The sequence below is a fragment of the Streptomyces sp. NBC_01485 genome, from assembly GCF_036227125.1.
Lineage (GTDB): Bacteria > Actinomycetota > Actinomycetes > Streptomycetales > Streptomycetaceae > Streptomyces.
In genome coordinates, this window is sequence record NZ_CP109435.1 from 1141691 (window position 1) to 1159891 (window position 18201).

The 18201-nt window shown below is 72.7% G+C and carries 17 protein-coding genes; 12 read left to right on the plus strand and 5 right to left on the minus strand.

Going from position 1 to position 18201, the window contains the following annotated elements:
* Positions 1–17: 17 nt before the first annotated feature.
* Positions 18–533 (minus strand): ATP-binding protein, encoded by a 516-nt coding sequence (locus tag OG352_RS04725; RefSeq protein ID WP_329214638.1) that lies wholly within the window; start codon positions 531–533, stop codon positions 18–20.
* 214 nt (positions 534–747) lie between these two features.
* Between OG352_RS04725 and OG352_RS04730 the strand changes: the two genes are divergently transcribed.
* Both OG352_RS04730 and OG352_RS04735 read left to right on the plus strand, forming a co-directional pair.
* Positions 748–1608, plus strand: a complete 861-nt coding sequence (locus tag OG352_RS04730; protein WP_329214640.1) for a helix-turn-helix domain-containing protein — start codon at positions 748–750, stop codon at positions 1606–1608.
* Positions 1609–1617: 9 nt separating this feature from the next.
* Positions 1618–1851 carry a DUF397 domain-containing protein gene (locus OG352_RS04735; protein ID WP_329214642.1) on the plus strand — a complete coding sequence of 78 codons (234 nt, stop codon included), beginning with the start codon at positions 1618–1620 and terminating at the stop codon, positions 1849–1851.
* A 77-nt stretch (positions 1852–1928) separates the two neighbouring features.
* Here the strand turns inward: OG352_RS04735 and OG352_RS04740 are convergent, their stop codons facing one another.
* Positions 1929–3056: an 8-amino-7-oxononanoate synthase gene (locus tag OG352_RS04740; protein WP_329214644.1), complete on the minus strand. Its 1128-nt coding sequence runs from the start codon at positions 3054–3056 to the stop codon at positions 1929–1931.
* A 154-nt stretch (positions 3057–3210) separates the two neighbouring features.
* Between OG352_RS04740 and bioB the strand changes: the two genes are divergently transcribed.
* The 3 genes from bioB to bioD are packed head-to-tail and all read left to right on the plus strand — an operon-like array spanning position 3211 to position 6510.
* The gene (gene bioB, locus OG352_RS04745; RefSeq protein ID WP_329214646.1) at positions 3211–4506 is read left to right on the plus strand and encodes a biotin synthase BioB; all 1296 of its coding nucleotides are present in this window, start codon (positions 3211–3213) and stop codon (positions 4504–4506) included.
* Positions 4499–5785, plus strand: a complete 1287-nt coding sequence (locus OG352_RS04750; protein ID WP_329214648.1) for an adenosylmethionine--8-amino-7-oxononanoate transaminase — start codon at positions 4499–4501, stop codon at positions 5783–5785. The genes bioB and OG352_RS04750 overlap by 8 nt, the downstream gene beginning before the upstream one ends.
* A 2-nt stretch (positions 5786–5787) precedes the next feature.
* Positions 5788–6510 carry a dethiobiotin synthase gene (gene bioD / locus OG352_RS04755; protein ID WP_329223717.1) on the plus strand — a complete coding sequence of 241 codons (723 nt, stop codon included), beginning with the start codon at positions 5788–5790 and terminating at the stop codon, positions 6508–6510.
* Here the strand turns inward: bioD and OG352_RS04760 are convergent.
* Positions 6507–8732 carry a helix-turn-helix transcriptional regulator gene (locus tag OG352_RS04760; protein ID WP_443072156.1) on the minus strand — a complete coding sequence of 742 codons (2226 nt, stop codon included), beginning with the start codon at positions 8730–8732 and terminating at the stop codon, positions 6507–6509. The two genes, bioD and OG352_RS04760, sit on opposite strands and share 4 nt — an antisense overlap.
* A 216-nt stretch (positions 8733–8948) precedes the next feature.
* On the opposite strand from OG352_RS04760, the gene OG352_RS04765 reads away from it, so the two are divergent.
* Positions 8949–9635: an esterase/lipase family protein gene (locus OG352_RS04765; RefSeq protein ID WP_329214652.1), complete on the plus strand. Its 687-nt coding sequence runs from the start codon at positions 8949–8951 to the stop codon at positions 9633–9635.
* Between the two features lie 119 nt (positions 9636–9754).
* Here OG352_RS04765 and OG352_RS04770 read toward each other — a convergent pair whose 3' ends face one another.
* Complete coding sequence (locus OG352_RS04770; RefSeq protein WP_329214654.1) at positions 9755–10129, minus strand: fic family toxin-antitoxin system, toxin component; 375 nt, start codon at positions 10127–10129, stop codon at positions 9755–9757.
* Between the two features lie 4 nt (positions 10130–10133).
* Entirely contained in the window at positions 10134–10436 is a 303-nt protein-coding gene (locus tag OG352_RS04775) for an antitoxin (protein WP_329214656.1), read from the minus strand.
* Between the two features lie 170 nt (positions 10437–10606).
* Here OG352_RS04775 and OG352_RS04780 point away from each other — a divergent pair, with 170 nt between their 5' ends.
* From OG352_RS04780 to OG352_RS04805, 6 genes are all read left to right on the plus strand, one after another.
* On the plus strand, positions 10607–11452 hold the full coding sequence (locus tag OG352_RS04780) for an ABC transporter ATP-binding protein (protein ID WP_329214658.1): 846 nt from the start codon (positions 10607–10609) through the stop codon (positions 11450–11452).
* Between the two features lie 4 nt (positions 11453–11456).
* On the plus strand, positions 11457–14024 hold the full coding sequence (locus OG352_RS04785) for an ABC transporter permease (RefSeq protein ID WP_329214661.1): 2568 nt from the start codon (positions 11457–11459) through the stop codon (positions 14022–14024).
* Positions 14025–14183: 159 nt separating this feature from the next.
* The gene (locus tag OG352_RS04790; RefSeq protein ID WP_329214663.1) at positions 14184–14609 is read left to right on the plus strand and encodes a GNAT family N-acetyltransferase; all 426 of its coding nucleotides are present in this window, start codon (positions 14184–14186) and stop codon (positions 14607–14609) included.
* Between the two features lie 250 nt (positions 14610–14859).
* Complete coding sequence (locus OG352_RS04795) at positions 14860–16203, plus strand: hemolysin family protein (RefSeq protein ID WP_329214665.1); 1344 nt, start codon at positions 14860–14862, stop codon at positions 16201–16203.
* The gene (locus OG352_RS04800; RefSeq protein WP_329214667.1) at positions 16200–17213 is read left to right on the plus strand and encodes a hemolysin family protein; all 1014 of its coding nucleotides are present in this window, start codon (positions 16200–16202) and stop codon (positions 17211–17213) included. Before OG352_RS04795 ends, OG352_RS04800 begins: the two co-directional genes overlap by 4 nt.
* A gap of 128 nt (positions 17214–17341) precedes the next feature.
* On the plus strand, positions 17342–18196 hold the full coding sequence (locus OG352_RS04805) for an SGNH/GDSL hydrolase family protein (protein WP_329214669.1): 855 nt from the start codon (positions 17342–17344) through the stop codon (positions 18194–18196).
* Positions 18197–18201: the final 5 nt, after the last annotated feature.

The following is an 18201-nucleotide window of genomic DNA, read 5'->3' on the forward strand; positions in this document are numbered from 1 at the left end:
GCGTCCCTGACGCGCCGTCACCGCCCCGGGATCTCGCCCTCCGCGGGGGCCGCCGGGGCAGTCAGGGCTCCGGTCACCGGCTCCACGGTGGGGACCGACGTCGGAACCGCCGTCGGGACGGTCCACGGGAGTTCCACGGTGACCGTCTTGCCGCCCTCCCGGGTGGGCCGCACTCTCAGCTTGCCGCCGCACTCCGCGGTCAGCCAGCGAATGATCACCATGCCTCGGCCGTTGTCCTGCTGGACGGCGGCCGGCAGTCGTTGCGGGAAGCGCGGGTGGCTGTCGGTGACGCCGATGCGCAGATGCTCGTCACGCTCGAGGACGAGGCCCACCGTGAAGGTGGGCGACTGCCCGAAGGTGTGCTGTACGGCGTTGGTGGCGAGTTCCGAGACGATCAGCCGGACGGTGTCGGCCACCTCCGCGTCCGCCGGCAGACCCCATTCCCCGAGGGTGCCGGCCACGAAGCCGCGGGCCGTGGAGACCGAGGCGGGATCGCTCGGCAGAGTGACGGATGCTTCCAGGTGATCTGCCATGGCGACGTCGTCCCTTTCCCACGGGACCGAGGTCCGACACGGTGCGTGTGGTTCGAGTACGGTCCCGGACTGGCTGCTTCTTCGCCAGACTGCCATCACCGCACCGGTCACGGGTGGCGATCCACCAAGATATGCATATATCTGTCGCTCAATGCGGTGAACTCTGCGACGACAGAGCGTATTCGGACGGCCCGGGAGGAGTAAGGAGGAGTCCATGCAACACGGTCCCGCGGTACGCCGCCGAAAGCTGGGCGCCGAACTGCGCACGCTGCGCTCCCGGGCGGGCCTCACGAGCGGTGAGGCGGCCCGGCTGGTGGGCTGGCACCAGTCCAAGGTGAGCCGTATCGAGACCGGCACCAGTGGATCGAAACCGGCCGATGTGCGGTTACTCCTCGACGCCTACGGAGTGGCCGATCCGCATCTGCGGGAACTGATGCTGGCGCTGGCGGGCGCCGAGGGCAGCGGCGGCCGGGACCACTGGTGGCACGCCTACCGCGGGGTGCTGCCGCCCGCCTACCGGGACTTCATCAGCCTGGAGTCGCAGGCGAGCGCGATGCGCACCCTGGAGACGACCGTGGTCCCGGGCCTGTTGCAGACGCCCGAGTACGCGCGCGCGGTGACCAGGGCGGCCGTGGAGGGCATCGACGAGGCGCAGCTCGACACCCTGGTGGAGGTGCGGATGGCCCGCCAGGACGTGCTGCGCGGCCGGCCGCCGCTGGAGCTGTGCGCGGTGCTGGACGAGGCGGTGCTGCGGCGGGAGGTGGGCGGGCCCGAGGTGATGGCGCGGCAGCTCGGCCGGCTCGTGGAGGCCGCCCGGCTGCCCCAAGTGCGGCTCCAGGTGCTGCCGTTCGCCGCCGGGGCACATATCGGGATGACCGGCCCTTTCGTTATCTTCTCGTTTTCGCGCACTTCTGATCTGGACGTGGTTGTTCTAGACCACTTGATGAGTAGCCTCTATCTCGAACGGAAAGAAGACCTCCAGGCCTACACCGAGGCCTTCAACGCCCTTCGGGCGCAAGCCCTTTCGCCCGGGGACTCATCGGAATACATCGCCGCGCTGGCAGGCGGCGCATAAGGAGGCACCATGTCCGCAGCACCGCGGAACGTACCTTCCCGTACCGATCCCGACGCTCTCCCGCCGATGCGGTGGCTGCGCAGCAGCTACAGCACGGGAGCGAACAACTGCGTCGAGACCGCCCGGCCGGCCGCCGGCCCCTGGGCCGGTCTGCTCGCCGTACGCGACTCCAAGGACCCGGCCGGACCCGCCCTGCTCTTCTCCCCCGAGAGCTGGACGGGCTTCACGACCGCGTTCCACTGAGCACACCGCGCAACTGAGCACACCGCAGCAGTCGGCACGCAGTGCTCAGCGGCGACCCACGGCCGTGTCACGCCGACTCATGGTCGGGTCTCGTCGATCACCCGTACAGCGCGTTCCAGCTCGGCCCCGGAGAGGTCCGCGCGGGCGGTCAGCCTGAGGCGTGAGATGCCGTCGGGCACGGAGGGAGGACGGAAGCAGCCCACGGCCAGGCCTGCCGACCGGCAGTCCGCCGCCCACCGCACGGCCGTCTCCGGGGACGGCGCCCGCACGGAGACGACCGCGGCGTCCGGACGCACCGCTTCCAGACCCGCGGCCGTCAGCCGTGCGTACAGCTCGCCCGCCACCGCACGCGCGCGCGGCGCGCGCTGCGGCTCCGCGCGCAGCAGCCTGAGGGCGGCCAGCGCCGCGCCCGCCGCCGCCGGGGCCAGACCGGTGTCGAAGATGAACGTCCGCGCCGCGTTGACCAGGTGGTCGATCACGCGCGCGGGGCCCAGCACGGCGCCGCCCTGGCTGCCGAGCGACTTCGACAGCGTGACCGTGACGACGACGTCGTCGGCGCCCGCGAGACCCGCCGCGTACGGCGCGCCCTGTCCGCCGTCCCCGAGCACGCCGAGCCCGTGGGCGTCGTCGACGACCAGTCCGGCGCCGTACGCCCGGCAGGCGGCCGCGAGGGCGGCCAGCGGGGCGGCGTCGCCGTCGACCGAGAAGACCGTGTCGGAGACGGCCACGGCCGGGCCGTCGTGCGTGCCGAGCGCCTTGCGCACGGCGTCCGGGTCGGCGTGCCCGACGACCTGGGTGGTGCCGCGGGCCAGCCGGCAGCCGTCGATGAGCGAGGCGTGGTTGCCCGCGTCGGAGACGATCAGCGAGCCGTGCGGGGCGAGCGCGGTGACCGCGGCGAGGTTGGCCGCGTACCCGGAGGAGAAGACGAGGGCCGCCTCGAACCCGCAGCGCTCCGCGAGTTCCCGCTCCAGTTCGGCGTGCAGCTCGGTGGTGCCGGTGACGAGCCGGGAGCCGGTCGCGCCCCCGCCCCAGGTCCGGGCCGCCGCCGCGGCGCCCGCCACGACCTCGGGATGCCGGGCCAGGCCCAGGTAGTCGTTGCTCGCGAGGTCGAGGAGCGGCGAGTCGGCCGGGCGGGGCCGCAGCGTCCGTACGAGTCCGGCCCGGCGGCGCAGCTCCGCCTGCTCGTCGATCCAGCCGAACGCCATGGGTCCTCCGGGGCTTTTGGCTTTGTAGGTAGCGGACAGACACTAGCGGCCCGGCCCGCTACCCACGGTGTGGCAATACCCACACGTCGAAGCGGGTGTGTTGTGCGATCCCTACCTTGGCCCGAAGCGGGTGTGTAGGACAGGATCGGCTCTCATGGACCTGCTGAACACGCTGGTGGACAAGGGGCTTCGGCGCGAGCTGCCGACCCGCGAGGAAGCTCTGGCCGTCCTGGCCACCTCCGACGACGACGTGCTGGACGTGGTGGCCGCGGCCGGGAAGGTGCGCCGGCACTGGTTCGGGCGACGGGTGAAACTCAACTACCTCGTCAACCTCAAGTCGGGGCTGTGCCCCGAGGACTGCTCCTACTGCTCCCAGCGGCTCGGCTCCACCGCCGGGATCCTCAAGTACACCTGGCTCAAGCCCGACGAGGCCTCCCAGGCCGCCGCGGCGGGGCTCGCGGGCGGGGCCAAGCGGGTGTGCCTGGTGGCGTCCGGGCGCGGTCCGACGGACCGGGACGTGGACCGGGTCGCGGGCACCATCAAGGCGATCAAGGAGCAGAACGAGGGCGTCGAGGTCTGCGCCTGTCTGGGCCTGCTCTCCGACGGCCAGGCCGAGCGGCTGCGCGAGGCGGGCGCGGACGCCTACAACCACAACCTGAACACGTCCGAGTCGACGTACGGGGAGATCACGACCACGCACACGTACGCCGACCGGGTGGACACGGTGCAGAAGGCGCACGCGGCGGGTCTGTCGGCGTGCTCGGGTCTGATCGCCGGCATGGGCGAGACGGACGAGGACCTCGTCGACGTGGTCTTCTCGCTGCGCGCGCTGGACCCCGACTCGGTTCCGGTCAACTTCCTCATCCCGGTCGAGGGCACCCCGCTGGCCAAGGAGTGGAACCTCACCCCGCAGCGCTGTCTGCGGATCCTGGCGATGGTCCGGTTCGTCTGCCCGGACGTCGAGGTGCGCATCGCGGGCGGCCGTGAGGTCCATCTGCGCAGCATGCAGCCGCTCGCCCTGAACCTGGCCAACTCGATCTTCCTCGGCGACTACCTCACGACCGAGGGCCAGGCGGGCAAGGCCGACCTGGAGATGATCGCGGACGCCGGGTTCGAGGTGGAGGGCGCGGGCGAGATCACGCTGCCGCAGCACCGGGTGACGGCGGGCGGGGGCTGCGGGTCCCACGGGGCCGGCGGGTGCGGGTCCCAGGAGGCGGGGGGCGAGGCCGGGGGCTGCGGCTCGCACGAGGGCGGCGGGTGCGGCTCGCACGAGGGCGGCGGGTGCGGCTCGCACGAGGGCGGCGGTGTGTGCGGTTCCGCGCCGACGGCGGCGCCGGCCGGCGCGCCGACGGCCGTGCCCACGGCCGTTCCGGCGGTCAACGAGGCCCGGACCGACCTGGTCGCCGTGCGCCGCCGTGGCGCCGGTACCGATCTCGCGCCCAATGCCTGAACCGGGGCTGCCGGTTCCCGAGCTGCTGGAGCTCGACCGGCGGCATGTGTGGCATCCGTACGGGCCGATGCCCGGCCGGGCGGACCCGCTCGTCGTGGAGTCGGCGAGCGGGGTGCGGCTGCGGCTCGCGGACGGCTCGGGCGAGCTGGTCGACGGGATGGCGTCCTGGTGGTCGGCGATCCACGGCTACAACCACCCGGTGCTGAACGAGGCCGCGCGGGAGCAGTTGGGCCGGATGAGCCACGTCATGTTCGGCGGGCTCACGCACGAGCCCGCCGTACGCCTGGCGAAGCTCCTTGTCGACATGTCGCCCGACGGCCTGGAGCACGTCTTCCTCGCCGACTCGGGTTCGGTGTCGGTCGAGGTCGCGGTGAAGATGTGCCTGCAGTACTGGCGTTCGCTGGGCCGGCCGGCCAAGCAGCGGCTGCTGACCTGGCGCGGGGGCTACCACGGGGACACCTGGCAGCCTATGTCCGTGTGCGACCCCGAGGGCGGGATGCACGACCTGTGGACCGGGGTGCTGCCCCGGCAGGTCTTCGTCGACGCGCCGCCGGCCGAGTACGAGGAGGCGTACGCCGACGAACTGCGCGCGGCGATCGAGCGGCACGCGGACGAACTGGCCGCGGTGATCGTGGAGCCGGTGGTGCAGGGCGCGGGCGGGATGCGGTTCCACTCCCCCGCGTATCTGCGGGTGCTGCGCGAGGCGTGCGACGCGCACGACGTGCTGCTGGTGTTCGACGAGATCGCGACCGGGTTCGGGCGTACGGGCGCGCTGTTCGCGGCGGAGCACGCGGCGGTGACGCCGGACGTGATGTGCGTCGGCAAGGCGCTGACCGGCGGCTATCTCACGATGGCGGCGGCCCTGTGCACCTCCCGGGTGGCCGACGGGATCTCGCGCGGCGAGGTGCCGGTGCTGGCACACGGCCCGACGTTCATGGGCAACCCGCTCGCCGCCGCCGTCGCCTGCGCCTCGATCGAGCTGCTGCTCGGGCAGGACTGGCTCGCGGAGGTCAAGCGGATCGAGGCGGGTCTGCGGGACGGGCTGGCCGCCGCTGCCGAGATCCCGGGCGTCAAGGACGTCCGTGTCCTGGGCGCCATCGGAGTCGTGCAGCTCGACCACGCCGTCGACATGAGGGCGGCCACCGAGGCGGCCGTGCGGGAGGGCGTCTGGCTGCGGCCGTTCCGCGATCTGGTGTACACGATGCCGCCGTACGTCACCGGTGACCTGGACGTGGCACGGATCGCGCGCGCGGTGTGCGCGGCGGCCCGGGAGGGATGAGCATGCCGATCCTGGTGATCACGGGGACGGGCACGGAGGTCGGCAAGACCGTCACGACGGCCGCGGTCGCGGCGTCGGCGCTGGCGGCGGGCCGCTCGGTGGCCGTGCTGAAGCCCGCGCAGACCGGCGTACGGCCCGGCGAGCCCGGCGACGCCGACGAGGTGGCGCGGCTCGCGGGCCCGCTGACCACGGCCGAACTCGCCCGCTACCCGGAGCCGTTGGCCCCGGCTACGGCGGCGCGCAGGGCGGGCCTCGCACCGGTTCGGCCGTACGAGGTGGTCGAGGCGGCCCGGAAACTGGCGACGGACCACGACCTGGTGCTCGTCGAGGGCGCGGGCGGTCTGCTCGTACGGTTCGACGAGGCGGGCGGGACGCTGGCCGACGCGGCGCAGTCGCTGCGGGCGCCGGTGCTGGTCGTGGCGTCGGCGGGACTCGGCACCCTGAACACGACGGAACTGACGACCCGTGAACTCCGTTCCCGGAACGTCGAGTTGCTCGGTGTCGTCATCGGAAGCTGGCCCGACTCCCCCGACCTGGCGTCCCGTTGCAACGTGGTGGACCTGCCGACGGTGTCCGGGGCACCCCTGCTGGGGGCCCTGCCCTCGGGCGCGGGCACGCTCGCACCCGCCGACTTCCGTACGGCGGCCCCCAGTTGGCTGGCTCCGCGGCTGGACGGGACGTGGGAGGCGGAGGCGTTCCGGGAGCGGGCCGGGTCGGGCGGCTAACCGTCTTCGGCGTCCGCGAGCAGGCGTACGAGTTCGATCCGGGAGCGGATGTCGAGGCGGGTGAAGACGCCTCGTAGGTGATGGTCGATGGTGCGGGGGCTGAGGGCGAGGCGGGCGGCGATCTCACGGTTCGTGGCGCCGTCGGCGGCCATGCGGGCGACCAGGAGTTGCTGGGCGGTCAGCTCGGTCGTCGGGCGTCGGCCCGCGTGGGCCGGGGTGGCGGGGGCGCCGAGCGCGCGGAGTTCGGCGCGGGCCGCCTCGGCGCAGTGCGGGGCGCCGAAGGAGTCGAACGCCTCCAGGGCGCTGTGCAGCCGGTCGCGGGCCTCGGCGCGCAGGCGCAGTCTGCGCAGGGCGCTGCCGAACAGCAGCTCCGTGCGGGCGCGTTCGAAGGCGCGGGTGCCTTCGGCGTGCAGGTCGAGGGCCGTGCGGTAGTGGTCGAGGGCGTCGGCCCCCGGGGTGAGCAGGCCCCGGCAGCGGGCGCTGAGGGCGAGCTCGTCGGGGCTGCGCACGGCGCGGGCCCAGCGCTCGTAGTCGGCGTGCGCGGCGCGGGCGATCCGGGTGTCGCCGGTGCGGGCGGCCGCCTCGACGTAGTGCGGGGTGGCGAGGTGGCGGATGGCCCGGTGGCCGTGGCCGGGGCCGGAGGCGGCGAGGGCGCGCAGCCGGGTCGCGGCGGCGGCGTAGCGGCCGTGGCCGAGGTCGAGGAAGGCGAGGGCCCACTGCGCGAGGGCGGCGGGCAGGCCCAGTCCGTGGGCGAGAGCGTACGAGCGGGCGGCCGCGGCCCGCTCCCGGCACAGGTCGTCGTCGCCGGTGAGCGCGGCGAACATCGCGAGGGCTGCCTGCAGATGGCAGGCGCCGTTGTCCTGGCCGGTGGCGTACGCCTGTCGCTGGGCGTCCAGCGCGGCGGCCTCGGCGGCGCGCGGGCGGCCGGTCCAGAAGTCGGTGTAGGCATGGAACTCCATGGCCTGGGACACGGCGGCGACGTGGCCCCGGGCGCGGGCGGCGGCGGCCGCGCGGACGGTGGCGGTCGCGGCGCGGTGGTGGTCGCCGAGCAGCAGGGCGGCGATGCCCGCGTGCACGAGCAGGGTGGGGTCACCACCCGGCCCGCACCGCCCGGCGGTCGCCTCCAGCAGGTCGCGCGCGTCCTCGTACCGCCCCTCGACAGCGGCGACGATCCCACCCGACACCCCCGGCGGATCGACCCCCGACCGCCGTGCGACCCACACCACTTCACGACACAGCGGCAGGTCACCGGTGTAGACGGCGGCTTCGGCGGCGCGGGCCAGGAGATGGGTGGAGGGGTCGTCCGTCGAGACGAAGGGCACGGCGCCGCCCGTCCCGTCGGGGTCGCGGTCGGCGTCGGGGTCGGGGGCCATGGCCGGGACGAGAACGGCCAGGCTGTCGACACCGCCGTCCTGCGCCTGTGCCCGCGTGCCAGGCGTGGCCCCCTGTCCGGGACCCCGCGCCGCGCCTGCCAGCAAGGCGTCGAAGGCCTCCGTCGCGTTGCCCGTGCGCAGGGCGAGGATGCCGGTGAGGGCGTCGGTGTTCGTGCGGGCGGCGAGGGTGCGGGAACGGTCGCCGTCGCCTGAGTGCCAGGCGTCGGTCGCCGCGTGGGCGAGGAGCCGGGACTGTTCGCGCGGGTCGGTGCAGAGCGCGGCGGCGCGTTCGGCGAGGGCGCCCGAGAGGGCCGGGTCACCGGCGGCGCGGGCCTGAGTGGCCGCCGCCGTCAGTTCCGCGGCGAGCCGCCCGCTGGGGCCGAGCGCGCCCGCGCCCCGGTGCCAGGACCGCCGGGGCGTCTCCGCCGGGCCGTGCAGGACGCGGGCGAGGAGTCGGTGGACGTCGCGCCGGTCGGCCGGGGCGGCCGTCTCGTACGCGGCGATCCGGGTCCAGGCGTCGCGGAAGCCGACCCCGCCGGCCGTGGCGTAGGCGAGGCCGGCCGCCTCGGCCGCGTCCAGGGGCCGGGTGTCGAGACGGGCGGCGGCCACCGCGCGCAGGAACGCGTGGGTGGCCACCGGGTACTGGTCGGCGGCAGCCAGCAGGAGCAGCAGCCGGGTGTCCTCCGGCAGGGCGCGGATCTCCCTACGGCAGCCGCGCAGCAGGGCGGGGGCGAGGTCGGCGGGTTCGGTCGGCAGCGGGTCGAGGCCGGCCGCCTGCCGTCCGGTCAGCCGTGCCGCGAGTTCGGCGGCGGCGCGCGGGTCGCCGTATACGAGACGCAGCACGCGCACGCCGACGCCGTCCGGCAGCTCCGCGGCCGGGCGCGGCCCTGTGTCCGGGGGCGTCGGTGGCGAAGTGCGGTCAAGAGGTGGGGGGTTCACCGGTGTCACCACACAACTGACGTTACTGGCGAGTTACTTGAACCGTAAAGACCGGCGATATCACCGATGCGGCGCGCGTAGACCCGCCGGACACTCCTGGCAACCCCACACGTTTCAGGAGGCATCATGCAGCGCCACAAGCGTCGCATCGCCGCGACCCTCTCGGCCGCGGTCTCTTCGATCCTGCTGTCACTGTCCTTCGCCGCCCCCGCAGCCCACGCGGCGACCCACGACCCGATCGTCTTCGTGCACGGCATCAGCAGCTCGTCGAGCAGTTGGGACGACTGGGTCGCCGACTTCAAGGCCGACGGCTACACCGCCGCCGAGCTCGACGCGTGGACGTACACCTGGACCCAGTCGAACGCCACCACCGCCACCCAACTGGCCACCGAGATCCAGAAAGTGCTGGCGAGAACCGGCGCGAGCAAGGTCGACATCGTCGTCCACTCCATGGGCGCGCTGAGCTCCCGCTACTACCTCAAGAACCTCGGCGGGACGGCGTACGTCGACGACTTCGTCTCCGTCGCGGGCACCAACCACGGTACGGGGATCGCCTCGTTGTGCAGTTGGCTGTACACCTCCTGCGCCCAGATGGTCACCGGCAGCTCGTTCGTCACCGCGCTCAACGCCGGTGACGAGACCCCGGGCAGCGTGAACTACGCCGCCTACTGGTCGAACTGCGACGCCGCCATCGACCCCGACTCCTCGGCACTGCTGAGCGGAGCCACCAACGTCGGCGTCGGATGCATCTCGCACGACGAGATGAACAACGACCACGGCGTGTACCAACAGGTGCGCGACTTCATCCAGTAACCCGCACGGCTGCCCCGCACGAGGGGAACAGCGAGGGTGGGTGCGACGGGCCCGTACGGGGAGAATCCCGGCAGGCCCGTCCTGCCCGAGAGGTCACGAGTTCACGAGGTCACGTCGCCTCACCGGCTCCACTGGCGCAGTTCCCGCGCGATGTCGGACACCGACGCCTCGCCGTTCTTCACCAACCGGGCCAGGTCGCGGACCTGTTCGGGTGAGGTGGCGACCTTCAGGCCGCTGGCGACGAGGTAGGCGTACGCGACGGCGCAGGCGAACAGGGCGTTGGAGCGCTCCAACGCGGGGACGTGGATGAGGAGTTGGAGGAGGGCCGCGGCGCGGGCCGGCGCGTCGTCGTAGACGGGGACGTCGAATATCTCGGCCCCGTGACGCGCAACGGCCGCGACGAGCGCTCCCCAGTCGGTGACCTGGGGGTCCCCCGGAGTCTTCTGTTCGGCGAGCATGAGCAGCCAGGCGAGGTCGATGCGAAGGTCGCTCAAGGGATCAGCGGCGACCTTCGCTCGTACCGACCCCAGGAGTACCGGCCTCACGCGTACCGGCCTCACGGCTGTCCGCCTCGCGGACGCCGCCCTCGCGTTCCGCGCCGAACTCCTCCACGAAGACGGCCTCGTACTGCTTCATGAAATCGCTGGCGGCCTCGACGAACGTATGGCCGATTTCCCCGGCGTCCTGTCTGACCAGCTCTTCTATGTAGCGGTTGACACTCATGCCGCGGGCCGTGGCGCGCTCGCGGGCGGCCCGGGCCGTGCCCTCGTCGACGCGTACGTTCAGCTGGGTCTTCGCCATACCTCGACGCTAGCGCCGGGATGCTAGCAGCGGCAAGGGCGGACGGGAATCGAAAAGGGATGCGCGGTGTGCGCCCGGTCACACTACGCTCGGCCGGGCAGGGTCATCGGAACGTGGCCGGCAAGTCGTCGGTACGTGGTCGGCCCATCCGCTCGAGCGAGGAGGCAGCCTTGTCCACACCTGCTGCGGAGCACGCCCCCGGCCTGGCCTCGGCCGACGGGAGCGCGGCCCGCGCCCGCGGTCTGACCAAGGCGTACGGCTCGGGCGAGACCACGGTGCTCGCCCTGGACTCGGTGGACGTGAACATCGCGCGCGGCCGTTTCACCGCCGTCATGGGACCGTCCGGCTCCGGGAAGTCCACCCTGATGCACTGTCTGGCCGGCCTCGACACCGTCTCGGCCGGTCAGGTGTGGCTCGGCGACACCGAGATCACCGGGCTGAAGGAGCGGGAGCTGACCCGGCTCAGACGGGACCGGATCGGGTTCATGTTCCAGTCGTTCAACCTGATCCCGACGCTCAACGCGGCCGAGAACATCACCCTGCCCATGGACATCGCAGGTCAGAAGCACGACCAGAAGTGGCTGGACCAGGTGATCGACACCCTGGGCCTGCGGGACCGGCTCAAGCACCGGCCGTCGCAGTTGTCCGGCGGCCAGCAGCAGCGCGTGGCCTGCGCCCGGGCGCTCGCCTCCCGGCCCGAGCTGATCTTCGCCGACGAGCCGACCGGCAACCTGGACTCGCGGGCCGGCCTGGAGGTGCTCTCCTTCCTGCGCCAGGCCGTCGACGATCTCGGCCAGACCGTCGTCATGGTCACCCACGACCCGGGCGCCGCCGCCCACTCCGACCTGGTGCTCTTCCTCGCGGACGGGCGCATCGTGGACGAGATGGAACGGCCCACGGCGGAGGCGGTCCTCGAGCGAATGCGCCTTTTCTCTGGGGGAAACCCCCAGACCCCCGGCGTCGACGTCGCTCGCGCCCTCTTCGACGGCACCACCGGCACCACCGAGGGGGACTGACCCGGTGCTGAAGGCGACACTGCGAAGTTTTCTCGCGCACAAGGGCCGGCTGCTGCTGTCGGCGCTCGCCGTCGTCCTGTCGGTGGCTTTCGTCGCGGGCAGCCTGATCTTCTCCGACACGGTGACGCGTACCTTCGACCGGCTCTTCGCCTCCACGGCGGCGGACGTGACCGTCGAGCCCAGGGACGACCTGAACTCCAACGTGCCGAGCGGCGCCGTCCAGACCGTGCCCGCCTCCCTCGCCGGGCGGCTGGCCGACGTGGACGGCGTCGCGTCGGCCCATCCGGACGTCGGCGTGGAGAACATCACGATCGTCGACAGCGCGAACAGGTCCGTCGGACCGACCACCGGCGCGCCCACCATCGCCACCGACTGGTACCTCACCGACCGCAGCCCCGTGAAACTGACCTCCGGCCACGCCCCGCACGGCGCCGGACAGGCCATGCTCGACGCCGACACCGCCGACAAGAAACACGTGAAGATCGGCGACACCCTCACCGTGATGGCCCAACCGGGCACGTTCAAGGTGGAGATCGTCGGCATCGCCACCTTCACCACCACCAACCCCGGCGCGGCCCTGGTCTTCCTCGACCCCGAGACGGCCGCCGCGAAGCTCCTGGGCTCGGCGGACAGGGCCACGAGCATCTCCGTCGACGCGGCCGACGGCGTGAGCGACGCCGTCCTCAAGCAGCGCGTCGCCGCCGCGATCGGCAGCGGGCCGTACGACGTGAAGACCGCCGACGAGCAGGCGAAGTCGTCGGCGGAGTCCCTGGGCGGGTTCCTGGACGTGATCAAGTACGTGATGCTCGGCTTCGCCGGGATCTCCGTCCTGGTCGGCGTGTTCCTGATCGTCAACACGTTCTCGATGCTGATCGCCCAGCGCACCCGCGAACTGGGCCTGCTGCGCGCCCTGGGCGCCGACCGCCGTCAGGTGCGGCGCTCGGTGCTCACCGAGGCGGTGCTGCTCGGCGTCGTCGGGTCGACCCTCGGTCTCGCCGCCGGCATCGGGCTCGCGGCCGGGCTGATCAAGCTGATGAGCGCGTTCGGCATGAACCTGAAGACCACGGAGATGGTCGTCGGCTGGGCGACCCCGGTGTCGGCGTACGTCGTCGGCGTCGGCGTCACCTTCGTGGCGGCCTACCTCCCGGCCCGGCGCGCCGGAACCGTGTCGCCGATGGCGGCCCTGGCGGACGCGGACGTCGCCGGGGTGGGCCGGCCGCTGAAGGTGCGCGCGGTGGTGGGCGCGGTCGTCGGAGCACTCGGCGTGGCCGCGCTGGTGGGTTGCGTGAACTCCTCGAAGACGGCGTCGGCGGCCTCCCTGCTCGGCCTGGGCGTGGTTCTCACCCTCATCGCCACCGTCGTCGCGGGCCCGCTCCTGGTCCGCCCGGTGATCCGCGTCCTCGGCGGTGCCTTCCCCGTGCTGTTCGGCTCCGTCGGCCGGATGAGCCAGCGCAACGCCCTGCGCAACCCGCGCCGTACGGGCGCCACGGCGGCCGCGTTGATGGTGGGCCTCGCCCTGGTGGGCGGGATGTCGGTGGCGAGCGCCTCCATGTCGAAGTCCTTCGACGAGCAGATCGACAACACGCTGGGCGCCGACTTCGTCATCCAGAACGCCAACTTCACCCCGTTCTCCAAGGAGGTCACGGACGCGGTGCGGGGCACCGAGGGCGCCGGTCTCGTCGTACGGCAGCGGTTCGCGCCGATCGCCGTACGGCTGCCCGACGGCAAGCGGATCGAGACGACCGCCACCGGCTACGACGACCAGGTCGACGACGTCGCCCACATCACGTACGCCCAGGGGGACTCGGCGGCGGCGCTGGCCGACGGCGCCATCGGCATGGACGTCGACTTCGCGAAGGACCACGGCGTGCGGCTCGGCAGCGTGCTGCCGGTGGAGTTCCCCGGCGACCGGACGACGTCGCTGAAGGTCGCCGCACTCACCGACCAGGACGCCGCCGAGGGGTTCGGGACGCAGGGCGGCCTGTTCCTCGGGATCGCGACCGTCGAGAAGTACGTGCCCGGCGGGCAGGACTCCGCGCTGTACGTGAACGCGGGCTCCGGCACGACGGCCGACCAGTTGCGCCCCCGGCTGGACAAGACGCTCGACGCGTATCCGCAGGTGCAGGCCCGCGACCAGGCCGACTACAAGAAGCTGGTGCACGACCAGATCGCCGTCCTGCTGTACCTCGTGTACGCGCTGCTCGGGCTCGCGATCGTCATCGCGGTGCTCGGCGTGGTCAACACGCTGGCGCTGTCGGTGGTGGAGCGGACCCGGGAGATCGGGCTGCTGCGCGCCATCGGGCTGGGCCGACGGCAGTTGCGCCGGATGATCCGGCTGGAGTCGGTGGTGATCGCGGTGTTCGGCGCGGTGCTGGGGCTGGCGCTCGGGCTGGTGTGGGGCGTGTGCATTCAGCAGGTGCTGGAGTTGCAGGGCATGAAGGCCCTCGCCATCCCGTGGACCACGATCGTCGCGGTCGTCGTGGGCTCGGCGGTCGTCGGCGTCGTCGCGGCGCTGCTGCCGGCGCTGCGCGCCTCCCGCATGAACGTGCTGGCGGCGATCGCGCACGAGTGAGGGGGCGTGGCCGGTGAACACCCGGGATTCCCGACCGCCCGGGATTCCCGGCCGCCCGGATACTTGACCGTCCGGATACTCGTCCGTCCCGATACTTGACCGTCCGTCCGGATCCTGGAATTCCGCGCCGAGGCGCATCGCCAGTGATGGGATCGCCGCATGTCTGATCTGCGGATACGGGCCGCGACGCCCGACGACCTGGACACCGTCCTCGCCTTCTGGAAGGCCGCCGCCGAGGGTACGAGTATCAGCGACGACCGGAGCGGGGTGGAGCGGCTGGTCGCCCGGGACCCGGAGGCGTTGATCCTCGCCGAGCAGGGCGGTGAGCTGGTCGGGACGGTGATCGCCGGGTTCGACGGGTGGCGGTGTCATCTGTACCGGCTGGCGGTGCACCCGGAGCGGCGGCGTCGGGGCATCGGCTCGGCGCTGCTGACGGCCGCGGAGGAGCGGTTCGTGGGACTGGGCGGGCGCCGCGGGGACGCGATGGTGCTCACCCGCAACGACACGGCGCATCATGCCTGGAGCGCGGCGGGGTACGCGCCGGAGGAGAAGTGGCGGCGCTGGGTGAAGCCGCTCACGGACTGACCAGAGCCCGGAGCCCGGAGCCCACCAAGGGCTCCTTTGCCGATCCTTTACTATTGGGGGGCTGTGTGGATCACCCGCACAGCCCCGCCGACGCCACGCGACAACTTCACGCGGCGACTTCTTACGACGACTTCTTACGACGACTTCATGAAAGGTGTGAGCGTCCGCCCATGGGCGAGCCTCCCAGTACCCGTACGCGACATCGCGCGCTCCCTCCCTCCCTGCCCGATCATGGGACGGAGGTGACCCGATGAACGAAGTGCTGCTGCTCCTGGTGGCGATCCTGCTGTCGTTCGCGTGCGGCGCCTTCGTCGCCGCCGAGTTCTCGTTGACCACGGTCGAGCGCAGCGAACTGGAACGGGCGGTCGAGCGCGGCGAGCGCGGCGCGGCCGGGGCACTGAAGGCCGTACGGAACCTCACCTTCCAGCTCTCCGGCGCCCAGCTCGGCATCACCGTCACCAACCTGGTCGTCGGCATGCTGTCCGAGCCGTCGATCGCCAAGCTGATCGCCGGGCCGCTGGAGTCGCTCGGTCTGTCGGGCTCCACGTCGAGTTCCGTCGCCCTGGTGCTGGGTACGGCCCTGTCGACCGTGTTCCTGATGGTCGTCGGCGAACTCGTGCCCAAGAACTGGGCGATCTCCACCCCGCTGCCGGTCGCCAAGAAGGTGGGCAACGCGCAGCGCGGGTTCAGTGCCGCCTTCCGGCCCTTCATCAGCCACCTCAACAACACCGCGAACCGCATCGTGCGCCGCTTCGGCGTGGAGCCCACCGAGGAACTCGCCGCCGCGCGCGGCCCCCAGGAACTCGCCGCCCTGGCCCGGCACTCCGCCAAGCAGGGCGCCCTGGAGGCGGACACCGCGGAGCTGTTCGTGCGCACACTGAACCTCGCCGACCTGACCGCGGAGAACGTGATGACCCCGCGCGTCCAGGTCATCGCCCTGGACGCCGCGGCGACCTGCGAGGACGTGGCGAACGCGACCCGGGCGACGGGCCTGTCCCGGTTCCCGGTGTACCGCGGCAACCTCGACTCGGTGGTCGGCACCGCGCACATCAAGGACGCGCTGGCGATCCCGGCGGAGCGCCGCGCGCGCGTGCCCGTCTCGGAGGTCATGCGCGAACCCCTCCTCGTACCCGAGTCGCTGACCGTGGACCGGCTGCTGGACCGGCTGTCCGGCAAGCGGACGATGGCCGTGGTCATCGACGAGTACGGCGGCACGGCGGGCGTGGCGACGCTGGAGGACATCGTCGAGGAGGTCGTCGGCGAGGTCCGGGACGAGCACGACCCGCACGAGACGCCCGACCTGGCGCCCGCGGGCACGGACGACGACGGCCGCGCCCTGTACTCGGCCGACGGCGCCGCCCGCACCGACCGGCTCGCCCGGGTGGGCCTGCACGCCCCCGAGGGGCCGTACGAGACGCTCGCCGGTCTGGTCGCCACCGAGCTGGGCCGGATACCGGCCGAGGGCGACACCGTCGAGGTCGCCGGCTGGCGCCTGGACGTGGTGGACGCCTCCGGCCGCCGGGCCGCGCGCGTGCTGCTGCACGCGCCGCTCGCCACCCCGTCCGGGGACCAGGAACAGGAGGCCGGGAAGTGACCGCGGTCCAGTTGCTCGTCGCACTGGCGACCCTCGTCGTCAACGCGTTCTTCGTCGGCGCCGAGTTCGCGCTGATCTCCGTCCGCCGCTCCCAGATCGAGCCCTACGCCGAGCAGGGCGACCGGCGTGGCAAGAGCGTGCTGTGGGGGCTCCAGCACGTGTCCGCGCTGATGGCGGCGGCGCAGCTCGGCATCACGCTGTGCACGCTGGTCCTCGGTGTCGTCGCCGAACCGGCGATCGCGCACCTGCTGGAGCCGGTGTTCCACGCGGTGGGCGTGCCCGAGGGCGCAGGGCACGCGGTGTCGTTCGTGATCGCACTCGCCGTCGCCACCTACCTGCACATGCTGCTCGGCGAGATGGTGCCGAAGAACATCGCGCTCGCCGAGCCGGTGCGCAGCGCACTGCTGCTGGGTCCGCCGCTGGTCACCCTGGCCCGGGCGCTGCGCCCGGTGATCTTCACGGTCAACGCCTTCGCGAACGGCCTGCTGAAGCTGCTGCGGGTCGAGACGAAGGACGAGGTCGACGCGGCCTTCTCGGACGCCCAACTGGCCCAGATCGTGCGGGACGCCGGCGAGGCGGGCCTCATCGACGACCGAGCCCAGGAGCGGCTGCACGACGCCCTGGAGCTGGGCCGCCGCCCGGTGCGGGACGTCGTCCTGCCGCTGGAACGGGTCGTCTACGCGCGCGTGGGCATCACCCCGGAGGAGCTGGAGCGGCTGGCGGCCGAGTCCGGGTTCTCCCGCTTCCCGGTGGTGGACGAGGGGCGCCGGATCGTCGGCTACCTGCATGTGAAGGACGCCCTCGACGCCTCACCTCGGGACGAGCCGTTCCGGCTGCGGGACCTGCGGCCCATCGCGCGCGTGCGGGAAGCGACACCGCTGGACGACGTCCTCACCGCGATGCGGGGCAGCCGTACGCATCTGGCGGCCGCACTCGGCTCCGACGGGCGGCTGGCCGGCCTGGTGACCATGGAGGACGTGCTGCGGGAGCTGTTCGGACAGCAGGCGTGAGCCGGAGACAGGGCCAGGGCCGGGACGGGGACGGGGACGGGGACGGGGACGGGGACGGGGACGGAGCAGCGGGCGCCCGAGCGGTGACCGACCGCCGGGTATGAGACTCGGGCTACCATCTATCCGCCATGCAGACGAACCCCACACACACCAGCCCCGCGCACACCAGCCTGGTCGCGATCGGCGACTCCTTCACCGAGGGCATGTCGGACCTGCTGCCCGACGGCTCCTACCGGGGCTGGGCGGACCTCCTGGCCGCGCGGATGGCCGCGCGCACGCCAGGCTTCCGGTACGCCAACCTGGCCGTGCGCGGCAAGCTGATCAGCCAGATCGTCGACGAGCAGGTGCCGGTGGCGGCGGCGATGGGCGCCGACGTCATCACGCTGGTCGGCGGTCTCAACGACACCCTGCGCCCCAAGTGCGACATGGGCCGGGTGAAGGGCCTGCTGACGGAGGCCGTGGAGCGCCTGGCCCCGTCCTGCAAGCAGTTGGTGCTGATGCGCAGCCCGGGCCGGCAGGGGCCGGTGCTGGAACGGTTCCGGCCTCGTATGGAGGAACTGTTCGTGTGCGTGGAGGACCTGGCGGAGCGGCACGGCGCGCTCGTCGTCGACCTGTACGGCGCCCCGTCGCTCGCCGACCCGCGCCTGTGGGACGTCGACCGGCTCCACCTGTCGGCCGAGGGGCACCGCCGGGTCGCCGAGGCCGCCTGGCAGACCCTCGGCCACGCCCCCGAGGACACCGGGTGGCGCATACCGATACCGGCGACCCCGCCCCCGGACTGGACCGCCCGCCGCGTCGCGGACGCCCGCTTCGCCCGGCAGTACCTGCTCCCCTGGATCGGCCGCCGCCTCACCGGCCGCTCCTCCGGGGACGGCCGGACAGGCGCCCAGTTTAGCGCTGAGCTGGGCAAAGCCTTCTGGGTCACCCCTGTGGACCACACAGACCCCGGCCCTGTCATGGACTGGCGACGGGTTGGGCCCTGACCCGG